At 59.3% G+C, this 16322-nt stretch carries 8 protein-coding genes; 3 read left to right on the forward strand and 5 right to left on the reverse strand.

Annotated features, from left to right (window positions below; genetic code table 11):
• Positions 1–169 precede the first annotated feature (169 nt).
• Positions 170–766 carry an ECF-type sigma factor gene (locus tag R3C19_26225; GenBank protein MEZ6063859.1) on the forward strand — a complete coding sequence of 199 codons (597 nt, stop codon included), beginning with the start codon at positions 170–172 and terminating at the stop codon, positions 764–766.
• A 563-nt stretch (positions 767–1329) separates the two neighbouring features.
• On the opposite strand, the gene R3C19_26230 is transcribed toward R3C19_26225, so the two are convergent.
• Entirely contained in the window at positions 1330–3006 is a 1677-nt protein-coding gene (locus R3C19_26230) for a cation:proton antiporter (protein MEZ6063860.1), read from the reverse strand.
• A 384-nt stretch (positions 3007–3390) separates the two neighbouring features.
• Positions 3391–5943: a CehA/McbA family metallohydrolase gene (locus tag R3C19_26235; GenBank protein MEZ6063861.1), complete on the reverse strand. Its 2553-nt coding sequence runs from the start codon at positions 5941–5943 to the stop codon at positions 3391–3393.
• A 142-nt stretch (positions 5944–6085) separates the two neighbouring features.
• Here R3C19_26235 and R3C19_26240 point away from each other — a divergent pair, with 142 nt between their 5' ends.
• A complete protein-coding gene (locus tag R3C19_26240) occupies positions 6086–6787 on the forward strand; it encodes a hypothetical protein (protein MEZ6063862.1) in 702 nt (233 codons plus the stop codon).
• A gap of 22 nt (positions 6788–6809) precedes the next feature.
• On the opposite strand, the gene R3C19_26245 is transcribed toward R3C19_26240, so the two are convergent.
• Complete coding sequence (locus R3C19_26245) at positions 6810–9143, reverse strand: hypothetical protein (protein ID MEZ6063863.1); 2334 nt, start codon at positions 9141–9143, stop codon at positions 6810–6812.
• Between the two features lie 154 nt (positions 9144–9297).
• On the opposite strand from R3C19_26245, the gene glmS reads away from it, so the two are divergent.
• Positions 9298–11160, forward strand: coding sequence for a glutamine--fructose-6-phosphate transaminase (isomerizing) (gene glmS / locus R3C19_26250; protein MEZ6063864.1), 1863 nt, complete (start codon positions 9298–9300; stop codon positions 11158–11160).
• A 75-nt stretch (positions 11161–11235) separates the two neighbouring features.
• Here the strand turns inward: glmS and R3C19_26255 are convergent, their stop codons facing one another.
• A complete protein-coding gene (locus R3C19_26255; GenBank protein MEZ6063865.1) occupies positions 11236–12564 on the reverse strand; it encodes a 3-deoxy-D-manno-octulosonic acid transferase in 1329 nt (442 codons plus the stop codon).
• A 30-nt stretch (positions 12565–12594) separates the two neighbouring features.
• Complete coding sequence (secA, locus tag R3C19_26260) at positions 12595–16128, reverse strand: preprotein translocase subunit SecA (GenBank protein MEZ6063866.1); 3534 nt, start codon at positions 16126–16128, stop codon at positions 12595–12597.
• Between the last annotated feature and the right edge of the window lie 194 nt (positions 16129–16322).

Raw genomic sequence — 16322 nt, forward strand, 5'->3', positions numbered from 1 at the left:
CCGGCAAACCATCTCACAATTACAAATCGAACTGCCGGCCCGTTGGGCCTTTGGCTGGGCGCGGCAGATTCCCTGGGGCGATGCCCCAGGCTGGACGAACGACCGGCCCGCTGGGCCTGAACTGCAGTTTGGTGAACGGTGCTCACATTCCGAATCAATGGCGAAACTCATGTCCGATGACATCAGCGTGCTGCTACAACGCATCAGGGAAGGTCGCGACGAAGAGGCCAGTCGGAAACTCTGGGAGGCCTACTTTGAGAAGATGACGGCAGTCGCTCGTCGCAATCTGGGGTCTCTGCCGAAACGCGTGGCGGATGAAGAAGATGTGGCGGCCAGTGCGATGCACAGCTTCTTCAAAGCGGCGGAAGGTGGTCGTCTGCAGGATCTTCAGAATCGCGATGAATTGTGGAAACTGCTGATCACGATCGTGATTCGCAAGGCCAACCGGCACAAGGAACGAGCGACCGCTTTGAAACGCGGCGGCGGCATTGTTCGCGGAGAGTCAGTCTTTGCCGCGCCGGACAGCGGTAAGTCCGCCGGTCTGGCTGGTTTTCCCGACGAAGCGTTCTTTTCTGACCTGTCGTCCGAATGCAGTCATCTGCTGAGTCTGCTGGACGACGACACTCTACGACGAATCGCGCTGCTGAAGCTGGAAGGTTACACGACTGATGAAATTGCTGCTGAGATGAATGTCGCCCGCAGCACTGTGAAACGCAAGCTGGACCGCATTCGGGAACAATGGAAGGACTGCGACTCGAATGACTGACAGCAACGTTTTTACCGGCAGCGGCGAACACTGATGCTTTCTGCACGTCTTATGCTGCCCGCGGCGGACACTGATGCTCTTCGCAACTCTAAGGCCTTCGGCCGATGAGAACATACCCTCCCGTTTCAACGGGAGGGTCGAAGTTTGATCGCCGTGCAGGCGATCAAGCGAGGGGAGGGCGTCCGCGCAACGGGAATTCCCCGTGCATGGCCCTCCCCGCGATCGAAGGCCTGAACGGCATTCGATCGGCGACCCTCCCGTCGAAACGGGAGGGTGAAGCAATTGTCGCTCTGCATTGGTAAATTCTCATCTGCCGATCGCCTTGCGGTCGCGAGCCTGAATGCCTCGTTTTTCCCCGCCCGCGGCATAACTCACGAGCCCGAACGCCTCATTCTTACCCGTGAGCGGTATCGTTCATGTGCCGGGTATGGCTGACTTTCTGCCACGCGCGACCGTCGACCATCGCGCTATGCTGCTGGCGGCGCTTGAACCACTGGTGCTGATGTCGCGTCTGGCCGCCAGCCTGACGAGGAAGTGTCGGAACCCACGCTCTCCCGGTTCACTTAGCGGGACTCCGATCCGCGTCTGGTCATCGCCCATTTCAGCAGCGGCGGAGTAATCATCGTGGTGACCATCACCATCACCACGATCGCGGCGAACGTGCCTTCACCGACGACACGGTCACCTTCCGGAGTTGTCAGCCGGCGGCCTTCGCCGGCGAAGATCAAGCCGACTTCGCCGCGCGGAATCATGCCGATGCCGACCGCCAGAGTATTCAGGCCCTTTTCCCGCACGCCCCACGCGCACACCAGCTTGCCGAGGATCGCAACAACCGTCAGCCCGCCGGCCAGAATCCACAGCAGCGAACCGCGGACTCGCGGAGTGTGAAATGTCGCAGCCGGAGCGGCGGCGGGTTCCGCTTCACCCGCCGATGTGGAATCGTGACTGCCCGGGACTTCCGTTTCCGCAGCGACGGCGTGAGCTTCCGCGGGTGGCCCAACGAACGCGTTGAAGTCGACGGCGACGCCGGTTTCCACGAAGAAGATCGGAATCAGCATCGCGGACAGCGGAGCCAGCGCGTCTTCCAGCCGCCGGTTCTTCCATTTCTCACCGACTTCCTGGTAGTGAGCACCTTCCAGAATCAACCCGGCCGCGAATGCTCCGATGATCGGCGCCAGATTCACCTGGTTGGCACCCCAGGAAAACAGAAAGCAGATGACCAGCGCGGTGGTCACCAGCAGCCCGTGTCCCCGCAGCACACTGGCGGCGCGAAACAGCAGCCGCGGCAATTGCAGATATCCAAGAATAAGCGCCGCCGCCAGAAACGCGAACGACAGGCCGATGATCTTGACCACGCTGAACACATGAAACTTCTCGCCCTCCAGAATCACGCCCGAAACAACCGCCAGCACGATCAGGCCCAGCACGTCATCAATTACCGCGGCGCCCAGAATGATTTTTGATTCGCGAGCCTGACTTTGCCCGATATCGCGCAGCACGCGAGCCGTAATGCCGACGCTGGTCGCGCACAAAGTGGCCCCCAGAAACGCGGGCACCTGCCAATGCGCCAGCGAATCACTCAACAGGAAAAATCCGACGCCGAAGCCCAGCACCATCGGAGCAATCACGCCCAGAATCGCAACAATCAGCGACGACACGCCGACCGACAGCATCTCCTTGACGCGAGATTCCAGCCCCACTTCAAACAGCAGCAGCACCACGCCGATTCGCGAAAGAATATCCAGCGTGTTTCCCGTCAGAGCATCTGCGTTGTCGGGGCTCGGCTTGAAGAAATCGAAAACGTGCGATCCGGTCAGAAACGCCCAGTTGCCAAGAATGATCCCGACCGCCAGTTCGCCCAGAACGGCCGGCATCCCGATTCGTTCGACAACGTCGCCGACGATCTTCGCCAGCAGCAGAATGATCAGGATGGCCATCAGGACTTCCGCGACCGGGTCCTTGTGGCCTCCCGAATGCTCCGCGTCCGCATGTTCCGCGTCAGAATTTTCCGCCGCCGCGTGTTCGGCATCGTCGCCCGGTGCTGCTTCCAGCTGATCCGGCGGTGCCGCGGAAATTTTTCCCTGAACAGGAGCCGCAAATGCTGCCGGCAGAACCGTCCCCGATGCAAAGAACTGGCGGCTCCAGACGACCAAAGTGATTGCCGCAAGCAGACCAATCGCACGCCACGAGACTGTTCGGCGGCTGCGTTTTCGATTCGACGAGGCGGGTTGAACCGACACCAACTAACTCCTGACTGAAGAGAACGCTCGATCCCTCATTGAGCGTTGCGGATCATCTTCCGGCGGCACTTCCGTGGTTTAGCGACCCTGATATCCGTCCGCAATGAGAACCAGCGCTCGATTCGGAAATCCCGAAAGGTGACAGTGGCTGTGTCCGGATGAAGAATGCCGGAAGCGGCTGAGTTTCCGCCAACTGCCTGCGCGGGTGCAGGCTGCGCGGGAATGACGGTGGGCGTGCGTGCTGGGTTCCCGCCTTCGCGGGAATGACGGAGCGTGGGTGCTGGGTTCCCGCCTGCGCGGGAATGACGGGGGGGCGCGGGTGCTGGGTTCCCGCCACCCGCCTGCGCGGGTGCAGGCTTCGCGGGAATGACGTGGCGTGCGTGGTCATTCTTCGCGGGCGGTTGACAGGATCCTGGCGTAGATTTCGCGGGCTTTTGCGAATTCGGCCAGAGCTTCGCGGGACAGGATTCCTTCGTTTCGCCGCAGTTCCTCGTCCATTCGCTGCACGAAGAATTCCGCGTCCCGGCGACGAGGCTTCAGCGGCTGGTCGGCGACATCCACGAATACCGGATTCGTGTGAGCAAACCGGATCTTTTCATTCGGCAGGTCCTCAAAACATCGCAGCGCCAGCCAGCCGGACCCTTCAACCCTGACCGCCGCATCCAGCCGATAGCGGTACGCGAACGCGGGAGTATGTTCCGGCTGCAGCGGCATCGTTCCCGCGATTTCGCCATTGCGAACCACTTCGATCGACTTCAGGGGCGCAGCGCTTTCGATCGTACCGGTGATCCGGATCGTGTTGTCCCCGTGGTCCATTTGCCAGGTTGTTCCCGGAAGATCTTCGTTGAAGCGCACGTCCATCAGCGGGCCGTTTGTGACGAAGCTGTTTCCGGCGTTCAGGTTCCGTATCCAGCGCTGGTAGTCGAAGTCTTCGCCGGTGTGCACGTAGACTCGGCCATAGCCCAGCGGAACCGGATGGACTCCGGATGCCGTGCCGCCGCTGACTCGCATTCGAAACCCACAGTTCAGCAAAGCGTAGTACGTCTGCAATCCGAATTCCGTCCAGCCGAGTTCCGTGAAACCGTCGTCGTCGCGTTCGATTTCCGGCCAGTCGGTGGGAGCGTTTTCGGTAGTCCACTGAGGAAACCCGAACGTCGTCCGCCAGTGATGATTGTTCGTCAGCTCAAACAAATCGACGTTCATCAGCGGGACGATCATCATGGACCAGTTCCACGAATGCTTGTCGAGGTCCAGAAGGGCTCCCTGCCGCCGAGCTTCTTCAGCGACCGGCAACACGGGCGGCGCCGGAAGGTTCAGCGGCGTCGTGTGATTGATCACAAAGACGGCTCCCTGAGTATGCCGTTTTCCGTCGACGCTGAAGATTTCGTATTCCGTGTTGACCGGCCAGATCACGTGAGTCGCGTCGACGTGCTGCAGTTTCGCTTCGAGCGGCGGGCCGCTGGCGGAGGGAATCTCGCGGCTGTCACGAACCCAGTAATTCAGCGGAAAGGCTACGTGTACGTCGTCGGCCAGCATCGCTGTCGGAACTTCATTCATCAGCCGATGGACGTGAATATCGCCCGAATACCAGCCTCGCGACGGCATGTCGATAAACTGTCTCAGCTCCAGATCGATGGTGGCCGGATTGGAAGCGGAAAAGTCGTCGGTGACTTCGAATTCCGCTTCGGCCGGAATGTATTCCTTGCCGCGTTCGGCTCGGATGCGATAGCGGCCCGGAGGCAGTTGCAACTGAAACGGATCGGCCGAAAGAGCGGTGTGATTCTCCACACTGGGTTTCGGCGAAAGGTCGCGTTTGTAGGTCACCGCCGAACCGGCGACCGACGCGGAAGTCGCGTAGTGCCACGATCCGTCGTTGAGGCTTTGCACATATAGCCGGCATGGCAGGACTTCGTCGCTGTCGGAATCCCGCACTTCTCCGACGACGTTGCCGCTGACATCCTGCAGCGAAGCCGTCTTCCAGCCGGTGCCCTCGATGCGGTCCAGTTCGGCTTCGATGTCGTTGCCTTCGTAGAACGAAAACCAGCCTCGCAGCCACTTCGTTTCGCCGGGTTCGCAGTCGGGAAACTTCGGATCGGAATGCAGGCACGGACACGGCCCGTTTCCCCATGCTCGATGCACGGGATCCCAGCCGCTGATCGTCCACCGGGATTTGTCCGGCGAATGAGCGATCGCATAGCCGCGAGTGAACAGCTTGTTGTCGTTGTCCTGCTGCTGAAATCCGTCGGCGGCTTTCAGCATCACGCAGTTTTGAACTCGCAGATCGCTGAGCGTCTTATCCGTACCGTTGGTCAGCCACATTTTCATCCGGACGTGATCCTTCGCTGGAACTGCCTGCGTGCCGAACACGATGCCGTTGGGAAGCCGGCGTTCCATAACAAACCCGCCGTCGTCCGTGCGACGCCATTCCAGTGGTTCCAGTTCGATTCCCTGAGCGGACCAGATGGTGTCGATGTGTGTGTGAGCCAGATAGGTCAGCCCCAGGTTGGACCAGATGGCTTCCGGGATGTCCAGCACGGCATAGCTGTGATCGTCCCACGGGCAGAACACACTGAGTTTGGTTTCGCGCTGCGGTTCGATGGCTCCTTCCAGAAACCCGATGCGGGGATGGCGGCCTCCGGGATACGGCAGCACCAGCAGCCTGTCGTCGGGCCGCGCGGGGCGAGTCGCGTCGGAGATGTCGAACTGCTTCAGTTTCACGGTCAGCTGTTCATCGCTGAGCCCCGTGACCTGTTTCAATTCGTCAGCGGAATACCGGTGGTGCCACACCATATTCTGCAGCCACGATTTCAGTTCGTCATCACTTTCAGAAGCGCGAAGCTGCCCGTCGGCGGCGTTTGCCGGCGACGCATTCTTCGCGGCGGTAAAGAACGCGGCACATATCAACAGGCAGTGCAGGGACAATCGAAGGCGATTCATGGACGTGTTCTCCGGCGCGAAGTGCGGGATGTTCGAAGTGATTCGAGTGTAGTCGATCTCCCGCCGAGTTGCGTGCTGCGGTAACATGATCACGCCGAAACCACGACCGCTTTTCGACCAGAACCTGGAAAGGTCCTGCGATATGTTCCGAGTTCCGCGAAGTGCCCGAGCAGCGCTGTTCCTGACGGTTGCCGTCTGTGTCTTGCCGCCGCTGACATGCGCTCAGTCCCGTGACCGCCGTCGCGATGATGCTCCCACCGCGCGGGAACTGCAGACTCGCACGGAAAAGGCCGAGGAAGCTCTCGTCGACGAATACAAGGACATCGCCAGCGAGTTCTATCGGCAGGGCGAAAAGGAAATGGCGCTCGACCTGCTGGACCGGCTCATGAAGCTCGATCCAAAGATGCCCGGACTGAAGGAACGCATTGCCGCGATCCGCGAAGAGATGTTGCAGGCCAACGAAACTGAACTGGAAATCGACACCAGCAAGGGCTGGGGAGTTCCCATCGCTCTGGTGGAAAAGGACAAACCGTTTCGCATCGCATCGGCGGGAGACTATCGCATCAAGTACGAAACCAGCCTGACCGTCGAAGGTCTGAATCCGAAAGACCCGGGCGTCGATCTGGTTGAAGGGATCGCCTTTGGCGCATTGATCGGCGTGATTGCAACGGACGGAAAAATCGGTGACCCGTTTACAGTGAAAAGCAGTGTGGAGTACACGCCGAAGAACTCCGGCCAGCTATTTCTGCGAGTCAACGTCCCGGCGGAAGTTCGCTGCACCGGAAAACTGAAGGTGCGGCTCAGCGGCGCCGTGACCACCGCAGCGACCGCTCGAAAGAAGTGAACCGCGCTTGATCTGACGGCGATTACGGGCTGACCGGAATCTTCATGAAGCACAGTCGCTTGCGGTCGGCCGTGGAGCGGAATTCGTCCAGCAGATCGCGCAGCGACGGCTTGTAGTCGACTCGCGTTCGACGACCGCCGCTGACGATCACGATTTGTTTGTTGATGTCGATTCCCGGCAGGTCCGGCGACAGCTTCACGGAACCCGGTCCGGGCATTGTCCGGATCTGCACGCCATTGTTGGCCGTCAGCCACGCGTTGAGACTGGCCGTGTGTTCCGGCGTTTCTTCATGAGTATTCGCAGCGTCCAGCGACACCTGATCGTCCGGAATGGAATCCAGTTGCAGCCAGTACCAGCTTCGGTCCGTCGTGCGAAGCAGTGTGATGTCCCTGAGCTGATCCGGGTTGGTTGTTCGCCGGTGAAGCCTCATCCATTCAAACAGTCGCGGTGATTCTTCGTAGAACGATTCGAAGCCGCGGCCGGGGTACCGAACCAGCAGCACATCCAGCATCTTCCTGTCGCCGGACGATCGCAGAAACAGTTTCCGCAGCAGCAGCCCCATACGGTCATACCAAAAGCTCTGCTTGTCTCCGACCACCACATACCAGCTCAGATCGGCGGAGTTGTAAGCGGTCCACTGCAGGTGTTTGCGGCCAAGACCTGCGATCGTGGCAACACCCGCGAACAGGTCAGGATGAGCGGTCGCAAAATCCGCCGCCGCTTCGCCGCCAATTCCATGACCGGCGATGAACACCCGTTCGTCGTCAATTCGCAGGCGGAGTTTCATACGCCGGATCAGACCGAGCAGCAGTCGATGCTGGTCGGCCGTTGCGTCGTAGTCCGGAGTCGTTGAAGGATAGATCTCCGGCACCACCACGACGAAGCCGTTGCGTTCCGCCTGATTCTTCCACCAGGTCAGTGTGTCGGACGCCTTCAGGCCCTCCCGCGGAAGTGCGATCAGCATCGGATACTGGCGGTTTTCCGAGTATTCCGGTGGCACCAGACCCAGGCAGCCGGCTGACGACTCAGTTTCCGACATGCTGAACACGCCGATCGAAAGCTCATCCGCGTAGCGCGGCTGCACGGATTCGACGGCGGGCAGATTCTGAAGCAGGTTCGCCACTCGTTCGACACTGAAACCCTCGTGCGCGCGCATGCGTTCAATCAGTTCGTTGCGTCGATCGTCTTCGTCGTCCGCCGTCCGGCAGTAATCGAGCACCAGCGTACGAATCCGGAACAGACCGTACGCTTCCGGAAACGTCTGCACGGCGTTGTCCGCTCCCAGCAGCCAGCCGGAAGCGGCCAGGGCCAGCTGAGATTCGGGAGAAATGCCTTCCGCACCGCTTAGCAATTCGAACGGTGTAAAACGCGGCAGAAGAGGAATATCCAGTTCTCGTTCGATGGCGGTCAGCATCTCCTGCGCCTGCACCTGCTGTCGGGAATCCCGCAGCGCGGCGACGGCGTCGTTCAGCGCCGTTTGCAGCGCTTTCAGACGGCCCACATCCTGCTGGTGTTCTTCAATCAGTTGCTTCACCGCCACGCGAGCTTCCGGAATCAGATCCTGATCGTTGTACAGCCGGGCCGAACGCGCGGCGAATGCAGGCTGTCCGACCTGCTGCCGCAGCTTCAGTTCGTCCAGAATCTGTTTCGAAACATGCTGCGTCACTCGGTCCGTCAGGTCCTTCGATTGCGCCGACAACTGCGGGAATTCCTGGTTGACGCTGTCCAGCAGACGCTGAGCAGGATAGATCTGACCGGCTTCGACCAGCGCCGCGACCATGTTCAGTCGCGTGCCGCCGTCGGTGAAATCCTTCGCGTTCGACAGAATTCCCGGATACAGCACATCTTCGGGAATGGACGACGTCGCGATGCCGAACTCCCAGTCGTGGGTCAGCCCGATAACCTTCGCATACTGTGCGTTGATCGCCGTAATGCCGATCCGAATCGTTTCCGTCGTGCCGTCAGCCATCCGCAGTTCCACCGTCGCCTGCCCGTTCGGGTCGAACCGGGAGACCTTCGACACACCGATTCCGGCCGGCATCGCGGCTCGCCCGGTTCTGCGCTGCGGAATCTGGAAATTGATGGCTGCCACCGCTGTCGGATCGGGCACTGGCTGCTCGCTGACGCGCGTCGAAACGTAGTACCGCCGAAAGAACTGGTCGATCCGTCGGAGCTCCAGATTGTGGCTTTTCGGATACGGATCGATGCCGCTGGTGGAACCGCATACGCCCGAAAGCAGCAGCCCGTTTTCCAGCCTGACGATGCCGTTGACGTCCGACTGCGCGACAGCGATCGACACACCTGAGAACGCGGTCAGGCATCCCAGAAAACAGGAAAGCCAACAACGGGAATTCATAGTCATCCACTGTATTCCAACGGCGGGACGGTCGAATCCACATTGACCCCGCGACCGATTTCCAAGTACCGTCCGTAACCTGCTTTGGAGGCTGAATTTAGCACTTTTCTCGCTGAACGTCTTCCGCAGTTTGTGAGATTCAGGGGCACAACCGATGTGTGGCATTGTGGGCTACGTGGGGTTTCGGACCGTCACAGAACTTCTGCTGGAAGGTCTGCACCGGCTGGAATATCGCGGCTACGACAGCGCGGGAATCGCCGTTCAGGCGAATGGCAGCATCACGATCCGCAAGCGCGCGGGGCGAGTTTCGGAGCTGTCGCAGTTGATTCAAAGCCAGCCGGTCAGCGGCGCTGTGGGAATCGGGCATACTCGGTGGGCGACACACGGTGAGACCACGGACGAGAATTCTCACCCGCACCTGGGCGGCAACGGCGAAGTTGCCATCGTCCATAACGGAGTCATCGAAAACTACGACGTGCTGCGCAGGCAACTGATGCAGCTCGGCTACGTGTTTCGGTCGCAGACAGACACGGAAGTGATCGCTCATCTGATCGCTCACCATCTGGAAGAACAGCAACGGCTGGGTGCCGATGCGGAAAGCGTCGATACGTACCTGAAGTCCGTCGAACTGGCGCTGGATCGGCTGAAGGGAACGTTCGGTCTGGGCGTTGTCTTCCGGGATTGCCCGGACACGGTTATCGCCGCGAGATCCGGAAGTCCGCTTGTCATCGGGATCGGCCGGGACGAGTACTTTCTGGCCAGCGACGCCAGCCCGCTGATCGGCTACACAAAGGAAGTCGTGTATCTGTCGGACAATGAAATCGCCGTGCTGCAGCCGTCCGGCATCCGCATCGAACACCGTGCCACGGGCAACGTGCTGCCCACGATTCAGACGCTTGATCAGGTCAGTTCTGACATCGAACTCGGCGACTTCGAACACTACATGCTGAAGGAAATCTTCGAACAGCCGCAGACCGTCGAAAACGCCATGCGCGGCCGGCTGGACGATGAAGAAGCCACAGCCGTGATCGGCGGGCTGAATCTGACGGCTCAGCAGCTTCGCCGAATCAACCGAATCGTATTGACCGCCTGCGGAACAAGCTGGCATGCCGGACTGGTCGGTGAATACCTGCTGGAAGAATTCGCCAGAATGCCGACGGAAGTGGAATACGCCAGCGAGCTTCGCTACCGCAACCCGCCGATGTCCGACGGAACGCTGGTGTTCGCCATCACGCAAAGCGGCGAAACCGCCGATACGCTCGCCGCCATGCGCGAATGCAAACGCAAGGGACATCCGACACTTGCCATCTGCAACGTCGTGGGTTCATCGATCGCCCGCGAAGCCGATGGCGGCATTTATCTGCACGCCGGACCGGAAATCGGTGTCGCGTCGACGAAGGCATTCACGTCCCAGGTCACAGTGCTGACACTGCTGGCTCTGTTTCTGGGACGCATGAGACACATGTCCTACCCGGCCGGAAAGCGAATCATCCGCCAGTTGAAAGCGATGCCCGAGGTGCTGCAGCGAACGCTGAACTGCCATGATCAGGTCCAGGAGATCTCCGACAAATATGCCGACTTTGACAACTACCTCTACCTGGGCCGCTTGTACAACTTTCCCGTCGCCCTGGAAGGCGCTTTGAAGCTGAAGGAAATCAGCTACATCCACGCCGAAGGGTATCCGGCCGCCGAAATGAAACACGGCCCGATTGCGCTGGTGGATGAAAAGACTCCCAGCGTGTTCGTCGTGCCTCGCGGCGGAATCCATCCCAAAGTCATCAGCAATATGCAGGAAGTGAAGGCTCGCAAGGGCCCCGTGATCGCCATTGCCTGCGAAGGTGACGACGAAGTGGCCCGGATTGCCGACGACGTGATCTACATTCCCGACGTTGAAGAGTACCTGCAACCGCTGGTGTGCGCGATTCCTCTGCAGTTGCTGAGCTACCATGTCGCGCTGCTGCGAGGCTGCAACGTCGACCGGCCGAGAAACCTGGCGAAGAGCGTGACAGTCGAATAGCAGCGAGGCGCGGCAGTTCGAAGGCATCACGAATGACACGGCGCTGAACCGGATTATCCGACCACGCTCGCCGATTCATTCGTCGCCGTCGGCGGTGCTCTTCGCTGACGGCGCACGTGAATCCGGGTTGAGGCAATCCAGCAGCAGTTCCACCGTTTTCGCGATCGCTCCCTGCTGCGACAGCACGAAGTTCTGTGCCCGCTGGCCGAGTTCCGCCGCCGACTTTCGATCCATCAGCAACCGGCGAAGCTGAGTCTGAAGTTCTTCGGGCGACGCAAGCTCAATCGCCGCTTCCGCGGATTTCAGTTGCGCCACGATGTCGCGAAAGTTGCGAGTCTTCGGTCCGAACATGACAGCCGCTCCGTACGCCGCCGGTTCCAGCATGTTCTGACCGCCGCGAGTGCCGAAGCTGCCTCCGACGAACGCGATGTCCGCCAGTCCCCAGCAGGCTCCGAGTTCACCGATTGTGTCCAGCAGTATGACGGTGCTGCTGTCGATGGGCGTTGGTGCCGTGATCGTCGATCGCCTCGTCAGCGAGCAGCCCGATGTCGAAATGATCGCCGCAACGTCGTCGAATCGTTCGCGATGTCGAGGCACAACGATCAGCCGCAGGTTCGGAAAGTCGGCTCGCGCAGACTTCCACGCATCGACAGCCAGTTGCTCTTCGGGTGCCTGAGTGCTGCCGGCGATGAACACAGTTTCGTCGTCCGAAATCCCCAGCGCCGCACGCAGAGCGATCGTCACGGCGTTGTGCCGGTCCGCGGAAGCTCCGTCGAATTTTGTGGAACCCGTGACGTGAGTCGCCGAGGCACGGGCTCCCAGCGTCACCAGCCGCTCAGCCGACGATTGAGACTGCGCGGCGACGACTGAGAATCTGTCGAACAGCGGTCCCAACAACCGACGGACGCGGCGGTATCCGCGAAAACTTCGTTCGCTCATCCGTGCGTTGATGACGGCCGTCTGTACGCCCGCATTTTGGCAGGCCGACAGCATGTTGGGCCAGAATTCCAGTTCCATCAGCACCAGCAAAGAAGGCCGGATCCGGCTCAGCGCGGTGCGAACTGCCCAGCTAAAGTCGAGCGGAAACCAGGATACTTCGCAGCCTTCAAAACGCGACGCCGCAAGTTCAAAACCGGTGTCGGTTGATGTCGTGACGAGAACCTGAAACCGATCCGCCGCGCGCGTCCGAAATTCCGCCACGACCTTCTGCAGTTGCAGCACTTCTCCGACGCTGACGGCGTGAAACCAGACGACCGGCTTTTGCGCCGACAGCCGCGGCAAACGCCCAAGCAGCTTTTCGGCCAAACCGTGACGATAGCGGCCATGCCGCACTATCCGCCACAGGATCACCGGTGAAAGGAAAATCAGCAGCAGGCCATAAACGATATTCAGCAGAACGGGCATCAGATTGAGGAAGCCGGTGCCACGGGGAAATCACTTACCGCAGCACTTCTTGTACTTCTTGCCGCTGCCGCAGGGGCATGGGTCGTTGCGGCCGACCTTGGGCGCGTCATTGATAATCGGATCAATGGCTCGATTCGGTTCACCGGGTTCCGGCCCGCTTGTTTGATAGTCAGGAGACTCGTCGACAGGCGGAGCCAGATCGTGCTTCGTCGCGGTGATCTGCCAGAGTGAACCAACAAACGCCGGACTTTCCTGTTCAATGCGAAAGATGGTCTGAGTCACCTGTTCGGCCACTCGTTCCCACATGGCATTAAACGCCTTGCGACCTTCCCGCTTGTATTCCGTCTTGGGATCCTTTTGAGCATATCCGACGAAACCGATGCCCTGTCGCAGATGACCCATGTAGTAAAGGTGGTCTTTCCATGCCGTGTCCAAAATTTCCAGCAGCACGGAACGTTCCGTCTGCCGCATTTCGGGACGGTAGACCTGCTCGATGCCCTGCGTGAACTGCGCCCGGGCTTCCGCAGGTCGGAGAGTCAGAATCCTTTCCCGGTCGACAGTCCACTTCAGGTCGGCATCAGCCCATCTGGCCAGCGCTTCAGCCTGTTCCGGCGTCACGCGGGCAGATTCGTTTTCCGAATCCGGCAGCAGTTCCAGAAGTTTTGCTTCAACCAGCCGGCTGTCCGGTTTTGATTTCAGATAGTCCCTGCTGGTTTCGACCAGGATCGCATGGATTTCCGCGGTGGACATCGACGCGAACCGCTCCGGTTCAAACGTCCTCTTGAAGCGTGTATTCGCCCAGCGTGCCAGTGTTTCGCGATTGTACTTTTCGCCGCTCTTGCCGTCGCCGGTCAGGAAGCTGCTGAGTCCGACCATGACGGGAAATGTATATTCTTTTTCGTCATAGCGTTCGCGGACCTTCTTCTTCAGCAGGCTTTCAATATCACCAATTTCGCTGCCCTTCAGATCGTCCGGATTCAGGTTCAGCGTGAAGTGGTGGTGAGCCCAGCCGCACAGCGATTTCAATTCGTATTGGTCATCCAGAAAGATTTCCAGATCGCTCAGATCCCAGCGTTCGATGGACTTCCGGGCAAGATCCAGCAGATAGACATGGATTTCCCGACGATCAATTTTGCGAAGGTCCTTATCGTTAAGATTGAGATTGAACTGACGGTTGGCCCATTTCGTCAGAGCCATCCAGTTCCACTGTGACCGGATCTCCTCGTCTTCATCTTCCGGCAGGTCAATTTCGAGCTGTTCGAAGATTCCGGAGTCCGCGCGGCGTTCTCCCTGGTCGCGCAGGTACTCCTCCAACTGACCGCGATCGAGTTCGCGCAGGTCAGCCGCATCGACTTCCAGATGCAGCTTCTGTTCGGCCCACGCGGCGATGGAGGATTCGCGATAGTTGGTTCCCAGAAAGCTGGAAACACCGCGCTTGATCTGGCCGTCCATCATTCCGATCAGCAGCTCGCGACAATCCGCGCCGTCGAGAATGCGCTGCCGATAGGAATACGTGCGCTTCCGCTGTTCATCCATCACTTCGTCGTATTCCAGCAGGTTCTTCCGCTGATCGAAGTGACGTTCCTCAATCTTTTTCTGAGCCCCCTCAACGCGGCGAGTCACCATGGAACTGATAATCGGCTCACCTTCGCTCAGGCCGGCCCACTGCATCACTCGCTTAACGAAGTCTCCGGCGAGCAGCCGCATCAGCTTGTCATCGAGCGAAATGAAGAAGCGGCTGGAACCCGGATCACCCTGTCGCCCGGAACGACCACGAAGCTGCAGGTCGATCCGCCGCGAATCATGCCGTTCCGTGCCGACAACGTGCAGGCCGCCGATTGAGCGTACGTCTTCGCCTTCGGCTTTCATGCCCTCCCGATCGGCGATGACCGCCGTCAGCCGGTCCCATTCTGTTTTGGGAATGTCCAGACGGGATTCATATTTGGATTTCAGTTCTTCCCATGCGGCATGTTCCGGATTGCCGCCAAGAATAATGTCGGTTCCGCGGCCCGCCATATTGGTGGCGATCGTCACGGCACCCTTCCGTCCGGCCTGGGCAACGATTTCCGCTTCGCGTTCGTGCTGCTTGGCGTTCAGAACATTGTGCCTGATGCCCTGTTTGACGAGTTTGTTGCTGACCAGTTCTGAGGTTTCAATGGACGTTGTGCCGACCAGAATCGGTCTGCCGGTTGCATGAATTTCCCGGATCTCGTTGACGACCGCCTGCCATTTCTCCTTTTCCGTGCCGTAGATGTTGTCCGGAAAATTGATTCTCTGCATTTGCCGGTTGGTCGGGATCGCCATCACATCCAGGTGATAGATCTTCCAGAATTCCTCGGCCTCCGTCATGGCGGTCCCGGTCATTCCGGCAAGCTTTCCGTACAGCTTGAAGTAGTTCTGCAGCGTGATTGTTGCCAGCGTCTGCGATTCTTCCTTGATTTTCACGCCTTCCTTGGCCTCGACGGCCTGGTGCAATCCGTCGCTCCACTGGCGTCCTTCCATTTTTCGACCGGTGTTTTCGTCGACAATGATGATCTCATCGCGTTCGACGACGTAGTTCACGTCAAGCTTGTACAGGAAGTGCGCCCGCAGAGCGTTGTCGATCAGGTGCGGCCATTCCATATTTCCGGCGGTGTAAAAGCTTTCGACGCCGGCAAGTTCTTCGGCGCGCCGAACGCCTTCTTCCGTCAGATGGCAGGTGTGTTCCTTTTCCTTGACCTCAAAATCAACGCCGTTACGGAGTTGTTTGGCGATTAGATTGGCTTTCGGATACTTTTCCAGGTTGTCGTGAGCGGGGCCGGAAATGATGAGCGGCGTGCGGGCTTCGTCGATCAGGATATTGTCAATTTCGTCGACAATCGCGTAGTCGAGCCGCCCCTGCACCTGCAGTTCCTTCGTCGGCTTCATATTGTCGCGCAGATAGTCGAATCCGAACTGGTTGCTGGTGCCGTAGGTAATGTCGCAGGCGTAATGCTTCTGCCGTTCCTGCGGACCCATGTTGGACTGGATGGCGCCGATGGTCAGGCCCAGATTCAGATGAATGGGGCCCATCCATTCCATGTCGCGCCGCGCCAGGTAGTCGTTGACGGTGATCACGTGAACTTTGCCGGCCAGGGCGTTCAGAAAAGTCGGCAGCGTCGCCACCAGCGTCTTGCCTTCGCCGGTGACCATTTCCGCAATCATCCCGCTGTGCAGGATATGCCCGCCGATCATCTGAACGTCGTAGTGCCGCATCCCCAGAAACCGCCGTCCCGATTCGCGCACGGCGGCGAATGCTTCGGGAAGCAGGTCGTCCAGCGATTCTCCTTCACGCAGACGCTGGCGGAACAACGCCGCCGTTTGCTTCAGTTCGTCGTCGGACTTCTCTTTCCAGACGGGCTCCAGCGAATTGATGCGATCCAGCAACGAACCCGGCGTAATGGATGTGTGGCCATCTTTGTCGCGAACAAAGCCCAGCTTCTTGATGCGACGTTCGTTCGACGAACCGAACAGGTTGGTGATGCCGCGTTCGAATTTCGCGGTGGTGGCGTTGAAGAAGTCGCCGACCTTTTCCAAAAGCTCCATGACGAGTTTTCTGTTCCGTAAGAGTTCTGCCACATCGACAGGCTGTCGGGAGGCAACCGTTCTGCCGCGGATCGCCGTAAGTCGAATCCTGACAGTGTATTCGACCGCTGGAAAAGTGGTCAATCCCGCTATGAATGGCGAGAACAGGCGAACCAGGGCAAGTTACATGCCGATCGTCATGCGGCAGTCGCCGG

This window comes from Planctomycetaceae bacterium, assembly GCA_041398785.1.
GTDB lineage: Bacteria > Planctomycetota > Planctomycetia > Planctomycetales > Planctomycetaceae > JAWKUA01.

What these genes read in the sequence shown, in the direction of transcription:
- R3C19_26225 (MEZ6063859.1), top strand. Translation starts at nt 170, where the DNA reads ATGTCCGATGACATCAGCGTGCTGCTACAACGCATCAGGGAAGGTCGC.
- R3C19_26235 (MEZ6063861.1), bottom strand. Translation starts at nt 5,943, where the DNA reads ATGAATCGCCTTCGATTGTCCCTGCACTGCCTGTTGATATGTGCCGCG.
- R3C19_26240 (MEZ6063862.1), top strand. Translation starts at nt 6,086, where the DNA reads ATGTTCCGAGTTCCGCGAAGTGCCCGAGCAGCGCTGTTCCTGACGGTT.
- R3C19_26245 (MEZ6063863.1), bottom strand. Translation starts at nt 9,143, where the DNA reads ATGAATTCCCGTTGTTGGCTTTCCTGTTTTCTGGGATGCCTGACCGCG.
- glmS (MEZ6063864.1), top strand. Translation starts at nt 9,298, where the DNA reads ATGTGTGGCATTGTGGGCTACGTGGGGTTTCGGACCGTCACAGAACTT.
- R3C19_26255 (MEZ6063865.1), bottom strand. Translation starts at nt 12,564, where the DNA reads ATGCCCGTTCTGCTGAATATCGTTTATGGCCTGCTGCTGATTTTCCTT.
- secA (MEZ6063866.1), bottom strand. Translation starts at nt 16,128, where the DNA reads ATGGAGCTTTTGGAAAAGGTCGGCGACTTCTTCAACGCCACCACCGCG.